We start from the raw sequence: 15,310 nt of genomic DNA on the forward strand, positions 1-15,310 counted from the left end.
GAGGAATACATTATGAATATGGATGAAAGAATAAAGCGCATCAATGAGCTTTATCATAAATCTCAGAGCGAGGGACTGACCGACGAAGAAAAGCTGGAACAGTCCATTCTCAGACAGGAATACGTGGACAGCATCAAGCGCAATATGAAGGCGCAGCTGGACAGCATCGAAATCGAAAGGCCGGACGGCACCATTGAAAAATTAAAGCCGTCCTATAAAAAGAAGAAATGAGCACAGAAGAACGCAGAGAAGTGAAAAAGAAACTGCGCAGGGAAGTGCTGGCCCGCAGGGCGGCACTGACGGAGCCGGAACGGGAGAGAGGGAATCTTCTCATTACCGAGCGGATTCTGGGACACCAGTGGTATTACCTCTCGGATACGATTCTGGGCTTTGTCAGCTACGGAAATGAAATCTGCACGACAGAGATTCTGGAGAATGCCCTGCAGGATGGCAAACGTGTCTATGTTCCGAAGGTGGAAGGTCAGGAAATGCGTTTTTACCGGATTCAATCCCTGACGGAATTGAAAGAGGGCTATAAGGGAATCCTGGAGCCGGAAGGCAATACGGAGAGCTATGAATATGCTCCCGAAGAGGCAGCAAACTGTCTGCTTCTGATGCCGGGAAGTGTATTTGATCCCCTGGGCAACCGGATGGGATACGGCGGCGGATTTTATGACCGCTATCTGGCAGACAGGGAAGCCTTAAGACTTCGCAGTATTGCTGTCGGGTTCCGCTGCCAGCAGGTCGAAAGTGTTCCTGTGGAAGAGACAGATGTAAAGCCCTATCAGGTGATTTTGGTATAAATCTTTGGTTTTGGAAAGGCGGGGAAGGAATGTCGGAACTTTTAGAACTGGGAAAAAATGCCTGCGATGCCAAATATGTATTGCAGAAGCTTACTACAGAAGAGAAAAACAAGGCGCTGCAGACAGCGGCAAATGATCTGTGTGAAAGGCAGGAAGAGATCCTTGCAGCCAACGTACTGGATCTGGAAAACGGGAAAAACAACGGAATGAATCCGGGACTGCTGGATCGTCTGAAGCTTACCGGAGAGAGAATCGCGCAGATTGCAGAGGGCCTTCGGCAGATTGCGGCTCTTCCGGATTGCATCGGTGAGACCATGGAACATTTCGAACGTCCCAACGGACTGAAAATCGATAAAGTCAGAGTACCGTTAGGGGTTATCGGCATTATCTATGAGGCTCGTCCCAACGTGACGGCGGATGCCTTCGGATTGTGCTTTAAGACGGGAAATGCAGTGATCTTAAAGGGAGGCAGCGATGCCATTCATTCCAATATCGCTATTGTCAAAGTATTACAGGATGCACTGGAAGCCTGCAGTATGCCCAGGACTGCCGTACAGCTGATCGAAGATACGGATCGTGCGGTCACTGCGCAGTTTATGAAGATGAAGGAATATGTGGATGTGCTGATCCCAAGAGGCGGTGCGGGACTGATCCGCAGCGTGGTGGAGAACAGCACGATCCCCGTCATAGAGACCGGAACCGGCAACTGCCACGTCTATGTGGACAAGGATGCGGATGTGGATATGGCGGTAAAAATACTGATGAATGCCAAGACCCAGCGGATCGGTGTCTGCAATGCCTGTGAGTCTCTGGTGGTGCATCGTGCCGTCCGGGATAAGTTCCTTCCGAAGATGGCGGAAGCCCTGAAGACGAAGAACGTAGAACTGCGGGGAGACGAAAGCACCCGGGAGATCCTGCCGGACTGCATTCCCGCTACAGAAGAAGATTACGGTACGGAGTATCTGGATTATATTCTGTCTGTCAAGACTGTGGACAGCGTGGAAGAGGCCATTGCCCATGTCAACCGTTACAATACGAAGCATTCCGAATGTATCGTGACGGAAAATACGGAGACTGCAGAGAAATTTTTAAACGAAGTGGATGCAGCCTGTGTTTATGTCAATGCCTCCACAAGATTTACAGACGGTTTCGAGTTTGGATTTGGTGCAGAAATCGGTATCAGCACCCAGAAGCTGCATGCCAGAGGCCCCATGGGCCTGAAGGAGCTGACCTCCTATAAATACAAGATACATGGAAACGGTCAGATCCGCAGATAAGCACTTGCGACCCGCTACAGGCGGATAATCTGCGTATTCTCCGGCTGGATATTTTGTCCTGTATGCAAAGACATCTGTCGGAAATAACTATAGAGGAAGAGGAGAAGATTTATGAAAGAAGTAAATGGAAGTATTTGGCACACTATGAGCACCCAGAGAGTCACTCCCACAGATTTTGTCTGTGTCATCGAGATTTCCAAGGGCAGCAAGAACAAGTATGAACTGGACAAGGAGACAGGCCTTCTGATCCTGGATCGTATCCTGCATACCTCCACCCATTATCCTGCGAACTACGGTTTTATTCCCAGAACCTACGGTGATGACGGGGATCCGCTGGATGTACTGTTACTGTGCTCCGAGCCGGTACAGCCCATGACTTTGGTAAGAGCGTATCCTATCGGCGTGATCTCCATGCTGGACAACGGTAAAAATGACGAAAAGATCATTGCGGTTCCTTTCAATGATCCCAATTATAACTGCTACCATGATATTTCCGAACTGCCGGGTCATGTGGTGGATGAAATGGAGCATTTCTTCACGGTATACAAGGCACTGGAGAACAAGACTACCGCAGTCAATGAAAAGGGCAACAGAGAAGAAGCGATTGAAGTCATTAAAAAGTGTCTGGACAACTACATCGATACCTTTATCAAGAGTTGGTAAGCTGTTGATAATTGATTTTCAACAATCACAAAGCACCGTATTTCCCATGCAGTTCATTGGGGATACGGTGTTTATTTCTATAAACTATTGAAAAAAATTGTCAAAACCCCTAGATTTTTTAAAGGAAATATGAGAGAATGAACATGACCATTATGATATTATTTTATCAATAGTATTATAAGTACATATTGAAAGGAGATTTCACATGATTTATTCAAAAGAAGTTGAAGAAATGTGTCCCGTTGCACAGGGCGTACATCATGGTTGTGCTCCCATTCCCGAAGAGGCAAAATGGGTGCAGGCAAAAGAAGTTAAGGATATTTCCGGTCTGACTCACGGTGTGGGCTGGTGTGCACCTCAGCAGGGTGCATGTAAGCTTACCCTGAACGTTAAGGAAGGCATCATCCAGGAGGCTCTGGTTGAGACCGTTGGATGTTCCGGTATGACCCACTCCGCAGCTATGGCTGCTGAGATTCTGCCCGGTCTGACCGTTATGGAAGCTTTAAATACTGACCTTGTATGTGATGCAATCAATACCGCTATGAGAGAGCTGTTCTTACAGATCGTATACGGACGTACCCAGAGTGCATTCTCTGAGGAAGGTCTGCCTGTCGGTGCAGGTCTGGAAGACCTCGGTAAGGGCTTAAGAAGCCAGGTTGGTACTATGTACGGTACTCTGAAGAAGGGTCCCCGTTATCTGGAGATGGCAGAAGGTTATGTAACCGGTATCGCTCTGGACAAGGATGATCAGATCATCGGTTACCAGTTCGTTAACCTTGGCAAGATGACTGACTTCATCAAGAAGGGTGACGATGCTAACACTGCATGGGAAAAGGCTAAGGGCCAGTACGGTCGTGTAGATGATGCAGTTAAGATCATCGATCCCAGAAAACAATAAGATACAGGAGGACAGAAAAAATGGCTTTATTTGAATCATATGAAAGACGTATTGATAAGATCAACGCTGTACTGAACAGCTATGGTATCTCCTCTATCGAAGAAGCAGAGAAGATCACGAAAGATGCTGGTCTGGATGTATACGATCAGGTTAAGAAGATCCAGCCCATCTGTTTTGAAAATGCTTGCTGGGCTTACACTGTAGGCGCTGCAATCGCAATCAAGAAAGGCTGCAGAAAGGCATCTGAAGCAGCAGCAGCAATTGGTGAAGGCTTACAGTCATTCTGTATTCCCGGTTCCGTTGCGGATACCCGTAAGGTAGGTCTTGGTCATGGTAACCTGGGCAAGATGTTACTGGAAGAGGATACCGACTGCTTCTGTTTCCTGGCTGGACATGAGTCCTTCGCAGCAGCAGAAGGTGCGATCGGTATCGCAGAGAAGGCTAACAAAGTTCGTCAGAAGCCTTTACGTGTTATCCTGAACGGTCTTGGTAAGGATGCTGCAAAGATCATTTCCCGTATCAACGGATTTACTTTTGTAGAGACCTCTTATGATCCTTACACCAATACCGTTACCGAGGTAGAGAGAATTGCTTACTCTGAGGGACTTCGTGCTAAGGTTAACTGCTACGGCGCTAACAGCGTTCCCGAAGGTGTAGCTATCATGTGGAAGGAGAACGTAGACGTATCCATCACCGGTAACTCTACCAATCCTACCAGATTCCAGCATCCCGTAGCTGGTACTTACAAGAAGGAGAGACTGGAAGCAGGCAAGAAGTACTTCTCCGTAGCTTCCGGCGGCGGTACCGGACGTACTCTGCATCCCGATAACATGGCTGCAGGTCCCGCTTCTTACGGTTTCACCGATACTCTGGGCCGTATGCACTCTGACGCGCAGTTCGCTGGTTCTTCCTCCGTACCTGCACACGTTGAGATGATGGGTCTGATCGGCATGGGCAACAACCCGATGGTAGGTGCTACCGTAGCTGTTGCTGTATCCATCGAGGAAGCTGCTAAGGCTGGTAAGTTCTAAAACATAAAATCAGATAAATCAAGGATTTCAAGGCTCCCGACATTGTTCGGGAGTCTTTTTTTCCACAAAATTACTTTGTAATCGAACATGCATTCTGCTATAATCATTTATAGAAAGTGTTTGAAAGGAGGCAGCAATGGAATCACAATCCCATACTTATATTGCCATGGATCTGAAGTCTTTTTATGCCTCCGTGGAGTGCGTTGACAGAGGGCTGGATCCTTTGAATACGAATCTGGTGGTGGCGGATGCTTCCCGGACGCAGAAGACCATCTGCCTGGCGGTATCTCCCTCTCTGAAATCCTATGGAATCCCGGGACGGGCAAGACTGTTCGAAGTGATCTCCAAAGTAAGAGAAGTAAATGCCATGCGGAAAGTGCGGTCCCCTGGCGGCAGATTTTTGGGAAAAAGCACCTTTGCGGATGAATTGCAGAGGCATCCGGAACTGGAAGTTGGTTTTGTGACCGCCACGCCCCGGATGGCGAGATATCTGGAATATAGTACCCAGATCTATAATATTTATTTGAAATATATCGCACCGGAAGATATTCATGTCTATTCTATTGATGAAGTGTTTCTGGATGTGACACAATACCTGAAGACCTATGGTATGACAGCGAGAGAACTAGCATCCAGAATTGCAACAGAGATTCTGGAGAAAAAAGGGCTGACCGCCACAGCAGGAATCGGAACCAATCTGTACCTGTGCAAGATTGCCATGGATATTGTAGCAAAGCATATGGAACCGGATGATAACGGAGTCCGGATCGCCGAATTGGATGAGATCAGCTATCGGGAACTTTTGTGGGATCACAGGCCGTTGACGGATTTCTGGAGAGTCGGCGCCGGATACCGCAAGAAGCTGGAAGCCGCCGGAATGTTTACCATGGGCGATGTGGCCAGATGCTCTATCGGAGGACCGGGAGATTACTATAACGAAGATTTGCTGTACCGGATGTTCGGCATCAATGCGGAGCTTTTGATCGATCATGCCTGGGGGTATGAGCCGGTGACCATGGACCTGATCAAATCCTATCGACCGGAGACTAACTGTATCAGCTCCGGTCAGGTACTGCATTGCGCCACGGATTTTATGCAGGCCAAGATCGTAGTCCGGGAAATGGCAGAACAGCTGGCAATGGATCTGGTGGAAAAAAAGCTGGTCACAGATCAGATCGTGCTGACTGTTGGCTATGATATTGACAACCTGAAGATTCCGGAGATCGCAGATCATTATCATGGTGAAATCACGGTAGATCGTTATGGCAGAAGCGTGCCGAAGCATGCCCACGGCACTGGAAACCTTGATGCAATGACTGCGTCAGTCAGCAGGATTACAGAGACAACAATGGGATTATATGAACGGATTGTAGATCCCATGCTGCTGACCCGAAGAATCACTCTGGTGGCCAATCATCTAAAGGATGCGGACAGCGTAAAGGAAGAGCCGTTCTACGAACAGCTGGATCTGTTCTCCGGAGGCTTTTTGCAAACGGGGCAGAAGGAAACTTCCCGGGAAACAAAGCAGCTGGAAAAGGAACGGCTGGAAAAAGAAAAACACTTGCAGGAAGCAATGCTAAGCGTAAAATCAAAGTATGGAAAGAATGCGATTCTGAAGGCTGCCGATCTGCAGGAGGGAGCCACAACCATAGACAGGAACCGTCAGATTGGCGGACATAAGGCATAATATTTATCGGACCACAAAATCCGATAACAGGAAAAGAGTAAAAAGATGAATGAAAAATATAAGGACATGCTCCATCTGCCTCACCCGGTGTCAGCCACCCATCCCCGAATGGCTTTACAGGACCGTGCTGCACAGTTTTCACCGTTTGCAGCATTGGCGGGATATGATGACGCTCTGAGAGAAACGGCCCGCCGGACAGACCGTTTTGTGGAACTGGATGAGGACAGGAAGCAGGAGATCGACCGCCAGATTTCTTATTTGCAACAGCATCTGCTGGACACAGTACCGGTGAAAATTATTTATTTTGTGCCGGATGAGAAAAAGGACGGCGGCAGTTATACTGCCGTAGAAGGCTGTGTCCGCAAAATCGATGAGAACACAAAAAGCCTTCGGATACAGGGAACAGAAATTCCGGTAGAGAGGATCTACGGGATCGATTTTCTGTAGTTACATTGTAAATAGTTCAGAGAAATGCTAAAATATTACCAATAGTATTTTGTGAACAAGAATGGAAAGGAATTTCTGACAATGAAGAAAAAATGTATCAGTACAGCAACACTGTCAGTGCTTTTGCTTGTACTGTTTCTTCCTGTTTTCTATTATATAGTATTCTACGGGACCAATATGAACTACAACGAAATGCATAAGATCATTACCGTGGAGGGAAATAAAGTACTATCCCTGTGCGCGGTGATCGGAGTGGCTGTACTGGGGGCAGCGTACTATTTTCTGCGAAAGATTCCTTACACCGGACGCATAGCAGTCTGGTTTACCGGGATCACACTGGCAGTCTGTATTCTGTTCTGTCTTGTGAATATAAAAATATCCAAATGCATTGCATTTTACGGTGGCTGGGATTGCGGCATGGTGGCCAATTCCGCCCGCTGGCTTTATGAGGGCCAGACACTGGGGTATGACGATTACTATACGATCTACAGTAATAATATTCCCGTTACATGGCTTTTGTATCAGTTGTATTCTTTTGCCTCAGGACTTAAGGGGTATCCCTACAATCCGGAATTTATCTGGATCCAGTTCCAGTGCGTCATGCTGTCACTGGCGGTATTCTGTTCAGTACTTCTGGTCCTTCAGGTCAGCAGGAACCTTGGAATTTCCGTGATTGCCCTGGTCTTTCAGAGCATCTTTCTGGGAATCTCTCCCTGGAAGATTATTCCCTATACGGACGGAAGCACCATTGCCATGCCGATCCTGATTCTTCTACTGTATTCATTGTTCCGGAAGAATGGGAGAAAACGGAAATACCTTTTATGGTTTTTGATAATGTTTCTGGGGTGCCTTGGCGGAATCATGAAAGCCACCTGCTATGTCACATTGATTGCGGTAGTACTGGTGGATCTGGTATGGTCCGCCTGGGAAGAGGTGCCAATGCGTAAGCGGCTGCAGAAGATCGGCTTAAAAATCTTGCTTCTGATAGCGGCTTTCGGACTTGGGGCTTTCTGTAAGCATGGAATCTACTGTTCCGTACAGTATGATTATAATGCGGATATGGAGATCGGCTGGAGTAATTATATGTATAACGGCCTCAATGAGGATACTACCGGGGCCTGTTCCGGAGAGGGACTTGAGATCGTACGATCTTTTGCTGGTACGGATAAAAATACCCGGATACAATATGAGATGGAAGGAATCCGCAAAAGAATCGGTGATCGTGGTATTTGGGGTACAATCCGGTTCTGGCTGCGTAAGCAGGTCATGAATTTTAACGACGGGACGTTCAGCTGGTATCAGGAAGGGTATTTTCAGGCGTGGGAATATCCGTTGAACATAGACAGCTCCTGGAAAGAACCTCTGAGGGCTTTTTACTGGCAGGACGGCAGCAATTATATCTGGTTTACGACGATCAGCCAGGGATTATGGCTTTTTGTACTGTTGGGAGTCATAACAGAGGCCGGTATGCTTTTGTGGACGGCGGCGTCAACAATCCGCAGACCCAAATACCGGACAGAAGAGAACCTGTCTGACCGGCTGTGTCTTTCTACTGTGATGATCGTTACATTTATCGGTATGTTTTTATTTGTTATGTTATTCGAGGCAAGAGCCAGATATCTATATAATACCATTCCGGTATTCTCTGTCATGGCAGTTTTTGGATATTACGAATTGTATCGGAAATTATTCATATTTTGTGACAAAAGGCGGAAATAACTTCGTTTTCCGGTAGAAATTGCACGTTATGAGAGCCTATAATGTGAAAATAACACTGGTAAAATATACAAACATCCTGTATAATGTACAGTAATGACTGAGAAATGAGTCAGGAACAAAAAAGAGGGAGGAAGAATAAATGTACTTTTGTAAGAATTGCGGCGAGCCTTATATGACAGACGAAGCTGTGATGTGCGTAAAGTGCGGTGTGGCCAAGGGACAGGGGAATAATTACTGCCATAACTGCGGTAAGCCTTTAGCTCCGGATGCAGCAGTATGTTTAAACTGTGGCGTAGCCAATAAGCAGGCACCGGCACCGGATGCAAAATCCAAACTGGTAGCCGGTCTGTTGGCAATTTTCCTTGGTACGTTCGGCGTACATAATTTCTATCTTGGCTATACCGGTAAGGCAGTTACCCAATTGGTACTTTCCATCGTGGGAATCCTTTTATGCTGTGTGGTAGTCGGCGTATTCATTGTTATGGGTGTAGGTATCTGGGGACTGGTAGAAGGTATCATGATCCTGACCGGCAAGATCGACACAGACGGCAAGGGTAATCCCCTGGCAGATTAATATCAGGCCTTTTCCAGGCCAGAAAGAGGAGAAAATGGACGGACAGAATTTTGAAAATGAAAACAATGTTACAGTAGATACTACTGCAACAGAAGTAAGCTCCGCAGCAGAAACTGTACAGGAGACCCCGGTAACAGAACAGCCTGTGAACAATTATCAGGATTATACCGCAAATGTACAGCCTCAGGCAGCTGCAACAGCTCCTGTACAGCAGCCGGAGAACAAAGAAAACAATGTACTGGCTATTGTCAGCCTGGTACTGGGTATCCTTTCCATCGTACTTGGATGCTGCACCGGATGGATCGGCGCACTGTTTGGAATCGGTGGTATCATTTGCGCAGTATTTGCCAACAAGCAGGGCAAGACCGGCCTGGCAAAGGCTGGACTGATCTGTTCTATCATTGGTATTGTACTGGGAATTATCATTACAATCTTAGCTGCTGTATTTTCTGTAGCATTTATGAGTGAACTTGCAAACTACTACTAAAAACCAGCGGAGCCTGGAAGATCAGCTTTATATTGCAGGATGGATATTTCTGCTGGTCGGAAGCATCGGAAGCTTTCTGTATCTTCATATAATCATTCCGAGACTGCAGGGATATACCTGCGTGGTCTATCGATTATTTGGGATTTACTGTCCCGGCTGTGGTGGAACGAGAGCGGTAAGTGCACTGCTTACTGGACATCCGCTACTGGCCACCTGGTATCATCCACTGGTTACGTATACTGTTGTTATCTTTGGAGGTTTTATGCTAAGTCAGACCCTTGCCAGATTACATATTGGCAGGATCAAAGGCTGGCGCTTTCATGAATGGCATCTGTATGCGGCGGTAGGGATCATGATAGGGAACTTTATTCTGAAGAATATTTTGCTTCTGAAGTTTCACATTACATTATGACTGTATTTGCATTTTTTACATATACAGAATATTTTATCGCACAAAAGTGCAGAGGGAGAAAACATGAATAAAAAAACTACGGGTATCATTGCTTACATTACCTGGATCGGCTGGATCGTTGCTTTTTGCGCAGGTGACAAAGAGGGTGCTAAGTTCCATCTGAATCAGGCTCTGGTTATTCTGATCGGCCAGATCGTTGCAGCAGTAATCAACTACATTCCTTATGTAGGTGGTATTGTTGGCACTATCTTAAGCATCTTTCTGTTTGTATGCTGGATCATGGGTCTGATTTATGCTTGCCAGGAGCAGGAGAAGGAAGTTCCTCTGATCGGCCAGATCAAGATTTTAAAATAATAAAAATGACAATAAGTCATAAAAAGAATCCCCGGTGTTCATTACATCGGGGATTCTTTTTATGGGTGCGCCTGGCAGCGCACGTTTCTGTGATTATTAAAAAATTGTAACTATTCTGCAGCAGAAGCAGCCGCTGTTTCCTCTGCAGTGGTCAGATTTACATCTTCGGGCTGTTCACCGTGCAGGAAAGTGATGATGATCTGGATCCGCTTGTAAGCTCTGGCATAATTTTCCTTTGCATAGTCTGCGGTCAGCTGATTGTAACCACCGTTATCATAGGCATCGTGGTAACTCTCTACCGCAGTGGTCATATATTCGCTTGCTTCATCGGCAAGAGATTCCAGATAATCAAATTCAGTAGGAAAATCCAACGCTGCAAAATCCTGAAAAGCGCTGTCCAGCTGATCCAGATAACCGAGAAGTTCATCGGTGGCATTTTCGGATGTCGCGTCTACGTTGTTGATCTCGGTATCTATATCGGAGATCTTGGTACAAAAAGAATCTATTTCCTCCTTAAACTGTGTCAGCGCAGGATCCTTTCCGCAGGCGGTAAGCGTAAGTGCGGTCAGCAGTCCGGCCGTAAGGGCAAGTATTTTTTTCTTCAAAATTATATCCTCCAAATCATTTGATCCATCTAAAAATTTATCATATTCTGCAGTTTTACGCAACCTTATAATGTTAAAACGTCCCCTTTACGAATAAAAGGACATTGTGGTATGATTAAAAGAATCAAGATACAGGAAAAGAGAACTATGACAAGAGAAGAATTTATTACGTTAAGTAAAGACCATATTTTATATCTGGACGGCGCTACAGGATCCAATCTGGTGAAGGCAGGAATGCCTTCCGGCGTCTGCCCGGAGCAGTGGATCCTGGAGCATCAGGATGTCATGCTGCAATTACAGAAGGATTACGTGCAGGCGGGAACCAATATCCTGTATGCCCCTACCTTTACCGCCAATCGCGTCAAACTGGCAGAATATCATCTGGAAAAAAATATGACTTCCATGATTCGTGATCTGGTGGCTATTTCGAAGAAAGCGGCAGAGAGTACTCCGGGACATCCGGTTTATGTGGCCGGTGATCTCACAATGACTGGTGAACAGTTAAAGCCCATGGGAAAAATGGATCTGGAAACACTGATCGATATTTATAAAGAGCAGATTCTTTGTCTGGTGGATGCCGGGGCGGATCTTCTGGTGGTGGAGACTATGATGAGCCTGGCGGAGACCAGAGCGGCACTGATCGCGGCGAAAGAAGTCTGTGATTTGCCGGTAATCGCTACACTGACCTTTGAAGCGGATGGAAGAACTTTGTTCGGTACGGATGCGAAAACGGCGGCCATTGTGTTGGAAAGCCTGGGGGCCAGTGCTATCGGTGCCAACTGTTCCACTGGTCCGGCTCAGATGGAGAGCATTATTTCGGAGATGGTATCCCATACCAGAATTCCTGTAATTGCAAAACCCAATGCCGGACTTCCTTTTCTGGATGAAAACGGAACTACCTGCTACAACATGGAAGCAGAAGAGTTTGCAGAAGAGATGGAAGTACTGGTCAATGCCGGAGCTACGATTCTTGGCGGCTGTTGTGGTACCACTCCGGAATTCATAAGACAGATCCATGAACGATTTGGTACAGATGCGAAGGTTGCAGCATCCCGAAGACCGGATGGAATTCGGTATCTGACCTCCGAACGTATTACCCACAGCTTTGGTCTGGATGACGGCTTTTTTGTTGTGGGAGAACGTATCAATCCTACCGGCAAGAAAGCACTTCAGGCACAGCTTCGTGAGGGCAGCTTTGAAAAGGTGATACAGTTTGCCGAAGAACAGGAAGCCTGCGGTGCCAAGGTACTGGATATCAATATGGGCATGAGCGGTATCGACGAGAAAGCCAGCATGCTTCGGGCTCTGGAGGAAGTCAGCGGTGTCACGAACCTGCCTCTTTCCCTGGATTCCAGCTACGTGGAAGTCTTAGAAGCTGCACTGCGTAATTATCCCGGACGTGCTCTGGTCAATTCTGTATCTCTGGAGACGGAAAAATTTGAAAAACTACTTCCCATTGTAGCCAAATACGGTGCTATGTTTATCCTGCTTCCTTTGTCGGATGCGGGACTGCCCAAGGATATAGAAGAGAAGAAAGAGATTATTCACAAGATTTATGACCGGGCACTTTCTCTGGGAATGTGCAAAGAAGATATCGTGGTGGACGGTCTGGTGGCAACGGTAGGTGCCAATCCGAAAGCTGCACTGGAAACGTTGGAGACCATCCGCTATTGCAAAGAGAACGGTTTTGCCACGATCTGCGGTCTGTCCAACATTTCCTTCGCCATGCCGGAGAGAAGTTTTGTTAATACCGCATTCCTGACGCTGGCAATTCAGGCGGGACTGACCATGGCTATTGCCAATCCTTCCCAGGAACTTCTGATGAGCTGTGCTTTGGCTGCGGATCTGCTGTTGAACAAACAAGAAGCCGCTCTTCGCTATATCGAGTACGCCGGTGGCGTCAGGGAGCGCAGAGAAGAGAAAGAAGCGGAACTGGCAAAAAAACTGGCACTGCTGGAAAATCAGGGAACAACCGCCAAGACAGGCACTGCCGGCAATGCCGCCAAAGAAACGACTGCTGATAACGGTCCGCAGATCAATGAAATGCAGGACAAGCTGAAGACGGCGGTACTGAAAGGCAACCGTAACGGCATTGTAAAGATCACGAAGGAAGCATTGGAAAGCGGAGAGAAACCTGCGGAGCTATTGAATCAGGTACTGCTTCCTGCCATTAATCAGGTAGGTGAATTCTTTGATCAGGGCAAGTATTTTCTGCCGCAGCTGATTGCCAGTGCGGAAGCCATGAAGAATTCCATCGAGGTGCTGGAACCGTTGCTGCAGACCGGAGGCACCGGAGAAGAAATGCCGGTGGTGGTCATTGCCACGGTGGAAGGAGATATCCATGATATCGGCAAGAATCTGGTGGCACTGATGTTAAAAAACCACGGATTCCATGTGATCGATCTGGGCAAGGATGTGCCGCAGGCGAAAATTCTGGAGTCGGCGAAAGAACATCATGCGGAATTTATTGCCCTGTCAGCACTGATGACCACCACCATGCAGAGAATGAGGGAGATCGTGGCAGCCGCAAAAGAAGAAGGCATCACCGCCAAGATCATCATCGGCGGCGCTGTCATTACGCAGGAATATGCGGATGAGATCGGTGCCGACGGCTATTCCAAGGATGCGGCGGATGCCGTGAAACTGGCCAAAAGCCTGATGTAAAAGAGTCTGAAACAACAGAAATAATGGAGTATAGATAAAGGAGCAAAGCAAAATGATTGGAGCAGATGCGATTATTAAATGTCTGGAAGCAGAGGGGGTAAGTACTGTTTTCGGATATCCCGGTGTTGCCATATGTCCTTTTTTCAACAGCATTCTGGATTCTGACATCAAAACGGTGTTGATCCGTACAGAACAGAACGCGGCCCATGCGGCCAGCGGTGTTGCCCGTATGACCGGAAGACCCGGTGTATGTGCGGTGACCTCCGGCCCCGGTGCCACCAATGTGATCACCGGTATTGCCACGGCATTTGCTGACAGTATCCCCATGATCTGCATTACCGGTCAGGTCAACAGTGAACTGCTGGGCAGTGATGTGTTCCAGGAGGCGGATATTACCGGCGCCGTGGAATCTTTTGTAAAATACAGCTATCTGGTGAAAAATGTAAATGATATTCCCAGAGTGTTCAAGGAAGCATTTTATATTGCCAATACCGGTAGAAAAGGGCCGGTATTGATCGATATTCCCATTGATATCCAGAATGCAACGATCAAAAATTTCCATTATCCGGAAGAAGTGAATCTACGTACCTACAAGCCTACCGTCAAAGGACATGCCGTGCAGATCAAGAAGGTTATCAAAGAGCTGGAGCGGGCGAAACGTCCCATTATCTGTGCCGGAGGAGGAGTCCTGCTCAGTGAGGCCGAGGAGGAGCTGCGCAGCTTTGCGGAAGAACACGGTATTCCCGTGGTGTCCACCATGATGGGTATCGGTGTTATGCCTACCGAACATCCGCTTTATTATGGAATGGTGGGCAATAACGGTAAGACTTATGCCAACCGTGCCATGAACGAATCGGATCTGCTGATCATGGTGGGAGCCAGAGTGGCAGATCGCGCGGTCAGTCAGCCGGATCTCATCACAAGAAACAAAGTGCTGGTGCACATTGACGTGGATCCTGCGGAGATCGGCAAAAATGCGGGTCCTTCCATTCCACTGGTAGGTGATGCAAAACACATCTTCCAGGATTTTCAGAAAGAAGAATTTGACTGTAACTACGAGGAATGGCTCACTACATTGAATGAATATCGTTCTACCATGGAGAAGAAGAGAACCCCCAATCCCGATTATGTGGATCCTGCAGCATTTATCACAAGACTTTCCGAGAAGATGCAGGAGGACGGCGTCTATGTGGCGGACGTGGGACAGAATCAGATCTGGTCCTGTGGCTATCACATTGTGAAAAAAGGCAAATTCCTGACCTCCGGCGGTATGGGAACCATGGGTTATTCTATTCCGGCAGCCATGGGAGCCAAGACAGCGGCCATGGATAAGCAGGTTATTGCGGTATGCGGTGACGGTTCCTTTCAGATGTCCATGATGGAGCTGGCTACGATCAGACAGCACAATATCCCGGTAAAGATCATCGTGCTAAAGAACAATTATCTGGGTATGGTAAGGGAATACCAGCACTATACCTACAAAGATCATTATTCTGTCGTGGATCTGTCCGGAAGCCCGGATCTGGAGAAATTATCTGCGGCCTATGATATTCCGTATCTGCGATTGAACAACATGGAACACGTGGATGAGATTCTGGACGCTTTTCTGGCGGAAGACAATACCATGCTGTTAGAATGTCTGATCGATCCGATGGATCTGGTAAAATAACGGAAGGGAGCTGTACTTAA

At 47.3% G+C, this 15,310-nt stretch carries 16 protein-coding genes; 15 read left to right on the forward strand and 1 reads right to left on the reverse strand.

The window, feature by feature from the left end:
- Positions 1 to 12: 12 nt before the first annotated feature.
- The 13 genes from DW835_RS10430 to DW835_RS10490 all read left to right on the forward strand — a co-directional run bounded on the left by DW835_RS10430 (position 13) and on the right by DW835_RS10490 (position 10,352).
- Positions 13 to 231 carry a DUF896 domain-containing protein gene (locus DW835_RS10430; protein ID WP_022312795.1) on the forward strand — a complete coding sequence of 73 codons (219 nt, stop codon included), beginning with the start codon at positions 13 to 15 and terminating at the stop codon, positions 229 to 231.
- On the forward strand, positions 228 to 803 hold the full coding sequence (locus tag DW835_RS10435) for a 5-formyltetrahydrofolate cyclo-ligase (RefSeq protein WP_118539705.1): 576 nt from the start codon (positions 228 to 230) through the stop codon (positions 801 to 803). Before DW835_RS10430 ends, DW835_RS10435 begins: the two co-directional genes overlap by 4 nt.
- A gap of 29 nt (positions 804 to 832) precedes the next feature.
- A complete protein-coding gene (locus DW835_RS10440) occupies positions 833 to 2,080 on the forward strand; it encodes a glutamate-5-semialdehyde dehydrogenase (RefSeq protein ID WP_118539707.1) in 1,248 nt (415 codons plus the stop codon).
- Between the two features lie 111 nt (positions 2,081 to 2,191).
- Complete coding sequence (locus DW835_RS10445; RefSeq protein ID WP_117466331.1) at positions 2,192 to 2,743, forward strand: inorganic diphosphatase; 552 nt, start codon at positions 2,192 to 2,194, stop codon at positions 2,741 to 2,743.
- Positions 2,744 to 2,948: 205 nt separating this feature from the next.
- Complete coding sequence (locus DW835_RS10450; protein WP_022155100.1) at positions 2,949 to 3,641, forward strand: hypothetical protein; 693 nt, start codon at positions 2,949 to 2,951, stop codon at positions 3,639 to 3,641.
- 20 nt (positions 3,642 to 3,661) lie between these two features.
- On the forward strand, positions 3,662 to 4,672 hold the full coding sequence (locus DW835_RS10455; protein WP_022155099.1) for a GGGtGRT protein: 1,011 nt from the start codon (positions 3,662 to 3,664) through the stop codon (positions 4,670 to 4,672).
- A gap of 136 nt (positions 4,673 to 4,808) precedes the next feature.
- The gene (locus tag DW835_RS10460) at positions 4,809 to 6,359 is read left to right on the forward strand and encodes a DNA methylase (protein WP_118539709.1); all 1,551 of its coding nucleotides are present in this window, start codon (positions 4,809 to 4,811) and stop codon (positions 6,357 to 6,359) included.
- 45 nt (positions 6,360 to 6,404) lie between these two features.
- Positions 6,405 to 6,806, forward strand: a complete 402-nt coding sequence (locus DW835_RS10465) for a hypothetical protein (RefSeq protein WP_118539711.1) — start codon at positions 6,405 to 6,407, stop codon at positions 6,804 to 6,806.
- A 51-nt stretch (positions 6,807 to 6,857) separates the two neighbouring features.
- Positions 6,858 to 8,525, forward strand: coding sequence for a hypothetical protein (locus DW835_RS10470; protein ID WP_118539713.1), 1,668 nt, complete (start codon positions 6,858 to 6,860; stop codon positions 8,523 to 8,525).
- Between the two features lie 139 nt (positions 8,526 to 8,664).
- Positions 8,665 to 9,099 (forward strand): TM2 domain-containing protein, encoded by a 435-nt coding sequence (locus DW835_RS10475; protein WP_022312890.1) that lies wholly within the window; start codon positions 8,665 to 8,667, stop codon positions 9,097 to 9,099.
- Positions 9,100 to 9,133: 34 nt separating this feature from the next.
- Positions 9,134 to 9,586, forward strand: a complete 453-nt coding sequence (locus tag DW835_RS10480; RefSeq protein ID WP_118503778.1) for a DUF4190 domain-containing protein — start codon at positions 9,134 to 9,136, stop codon at positions 9,584 to 9,586.
- Positions 9,564 to 9,998 carry a DUF2752 domain-containing protein gene (locus tag DW835_RS10485; protein ID WP_118539715.1) on the forward strand — a complete coding sequence of 145 codons (435 nt, stop codon included), beginning with the start codon at positions 9,564 to 9,566 and terminating at the stop codon, positions 9,996 to 9,998. The genes DW835_RS10480 and DW835_RS10485 overlap by 23 nt, the downstream gene beginning before the upstream one ends.
- Before the next feature lie 63 nt (positions 9,999 to 10,061).
- Complete coding sequence (locus DW835_RS10490; protein WP_022312893.1) at positions 10,062 to 10,352, forward strand: hypothetical protein; 291 nt, start codon at positions 10,062 to 10,064, stop codon at positions 10,350 to 10,352.
- A gap of 110 nt (positions 10,353 to 10,462) precedes the next feature.
- Here the strand turns inward: DW835_RS10490 and DW835_RS10495 are convergent, their stop codons facing one another.
- Positions 10,463 to 10,957 (reverse strand): hypothetical protein, encoded by a 495-nt coding sequence (locus tag DW835_RS10495; protein WP_118669126.1) that lies wholly within the window; start codon positions 10,955 to 10,957, stop codon positions 10,463 to 10,465.
- Positions 10,958 to 11,068: 111 nt separating this feature from the next.
- Here DW835_RS10495 and DW835_RS10500 point away from each other — a divergent pair, with 111 nt between their 5' ends.
- The gene (locus DW835_RS10500; protein ID WP_347559374.1) at positions 11,069 to 13,621 is read left to right on the forward strand and encodes a homocysteine S-methyltransferase family protein; all 2,553 of its coding nucleotides are present in this window, start codon (positions 11,069 to 11,071) and stop codon (positions 13,619 to 13,621) included.
- A 52-nt stretch (positions 13,622 to 13,673) separates the two neighbouring features.
- The gene (gene ilvB / locus DW835_RS10505) at positions 13,674 to 15,290 is read left to right on the forward strand and encodes a biosynthetic-type acetolactate synthase large subunit (RefSeq protein ID WP_022312896.1); all 1,617 of its coding nucleotides are present in this window, start codon (positions 13,674 to 13,676) and stop codon (positions 15,288 to 15,290) included.
- Positions 15,291 to 15,310 lie beyond the last annotated feature (20 nt).

The organism is Clostridium sp. AM34-9AC (assembly GCF_003480225.1).
In the GTDB taxonomy this organism is placed as follows: domain Bacteria; phylum Bacillota; class Clostridia; order Lachnospirales; family Lachnospiraceae; genus Acetatifactor; species Acetatifactor acetigignens.

Bases quoted from the DNA above. Each gene is read 5' to 3' on its own strand.
- DW835_RS10430 (WP_022312795.1), top strand. From the start codon at position 13: ATGAATATGGATGAAAGAATAAAGCGCATCAATGAGCTTTATCATAAA.
- DW835_RS10435 (WP_118539705.1), top strand. From the start codon at position 228: ATGAGCACAGAAGAACGCAGAGAAGTGAAAAAGAAACTGCGCAGGGAA.
- DW835_RS10440 (WP_118539707.1), top strand. From the start codon at position 833: ATGTCGGAACTTTTAGAACTGGGAAAAAATGCCTGCGATGCCAAATAT.
- DW835_RS10445 (WP_117466331.1), top strand. From the start codon at position 2,192: ATGAAAGAAGTAAATGGAAGTATTTGGCACACTATGAGCACCCAGAGA.
- DW835_RS10450 (WP_022155100.1), top strand. From the start codon at position 2,949: ATGATTTATTCAAAAGAAGTTGAAGAAATGTGTCCCGTTGCACAGGGC.
- DW835_RS10455 (WP_022155099.1), top strand. From the start codon at position 3,662: ATGGCTTTATTTGAATCATATGAAAGACGTATTGATAAGATCAACGCT.
- DW835_RS10460 (WP_118539709.1), top strand. From the start codon at position 4,809: ATGGAATCACAATCCCATACTTATATTGCCATGGATCTGAAGTCTTTT.
- DW835_RS10465 (WP_118539711.1), top strand. From the start codon at position 6,405: ATGAATGAAAAATATAAGGACATGCTCCATCTGCCTCACCCGGTGTCA.
- DW835_RS10475 (WP_022312890.1), top strand. From the start codon at position 8,665: ATGTACTTTTGTAAGAATTGCGGCGAGCCTTATATGACAGACGAAGCT.
- DW835_RS10480 (WP_118503778.1), top strand. From the start codon at position 9,134: ATGGACGGACAGAATTTTGAAAATGAAAACAATGTTACAGTAGATACT.
- DW835_RS10490 (WP_022312893.1), top strand. From the start codon at position 10,062: ATGAATAAAAAAACTACGGGTATCATTGCTTACATTACCTGGATCGGC.
- DW835_RS10500 (WP_347559374.1), top strand. From the start codon at position 11,069: ATGATTAAAAGAATCAAGATACAGGAAAAGAGAACTATGACAAGAGAA.
- ilvB (WP_022312896.1), top strand. From the start codon at position 13,674: ATGATTGGAGCAGATGCGATTATTAAATGTCTGGAAGCAGAGGGGGTA.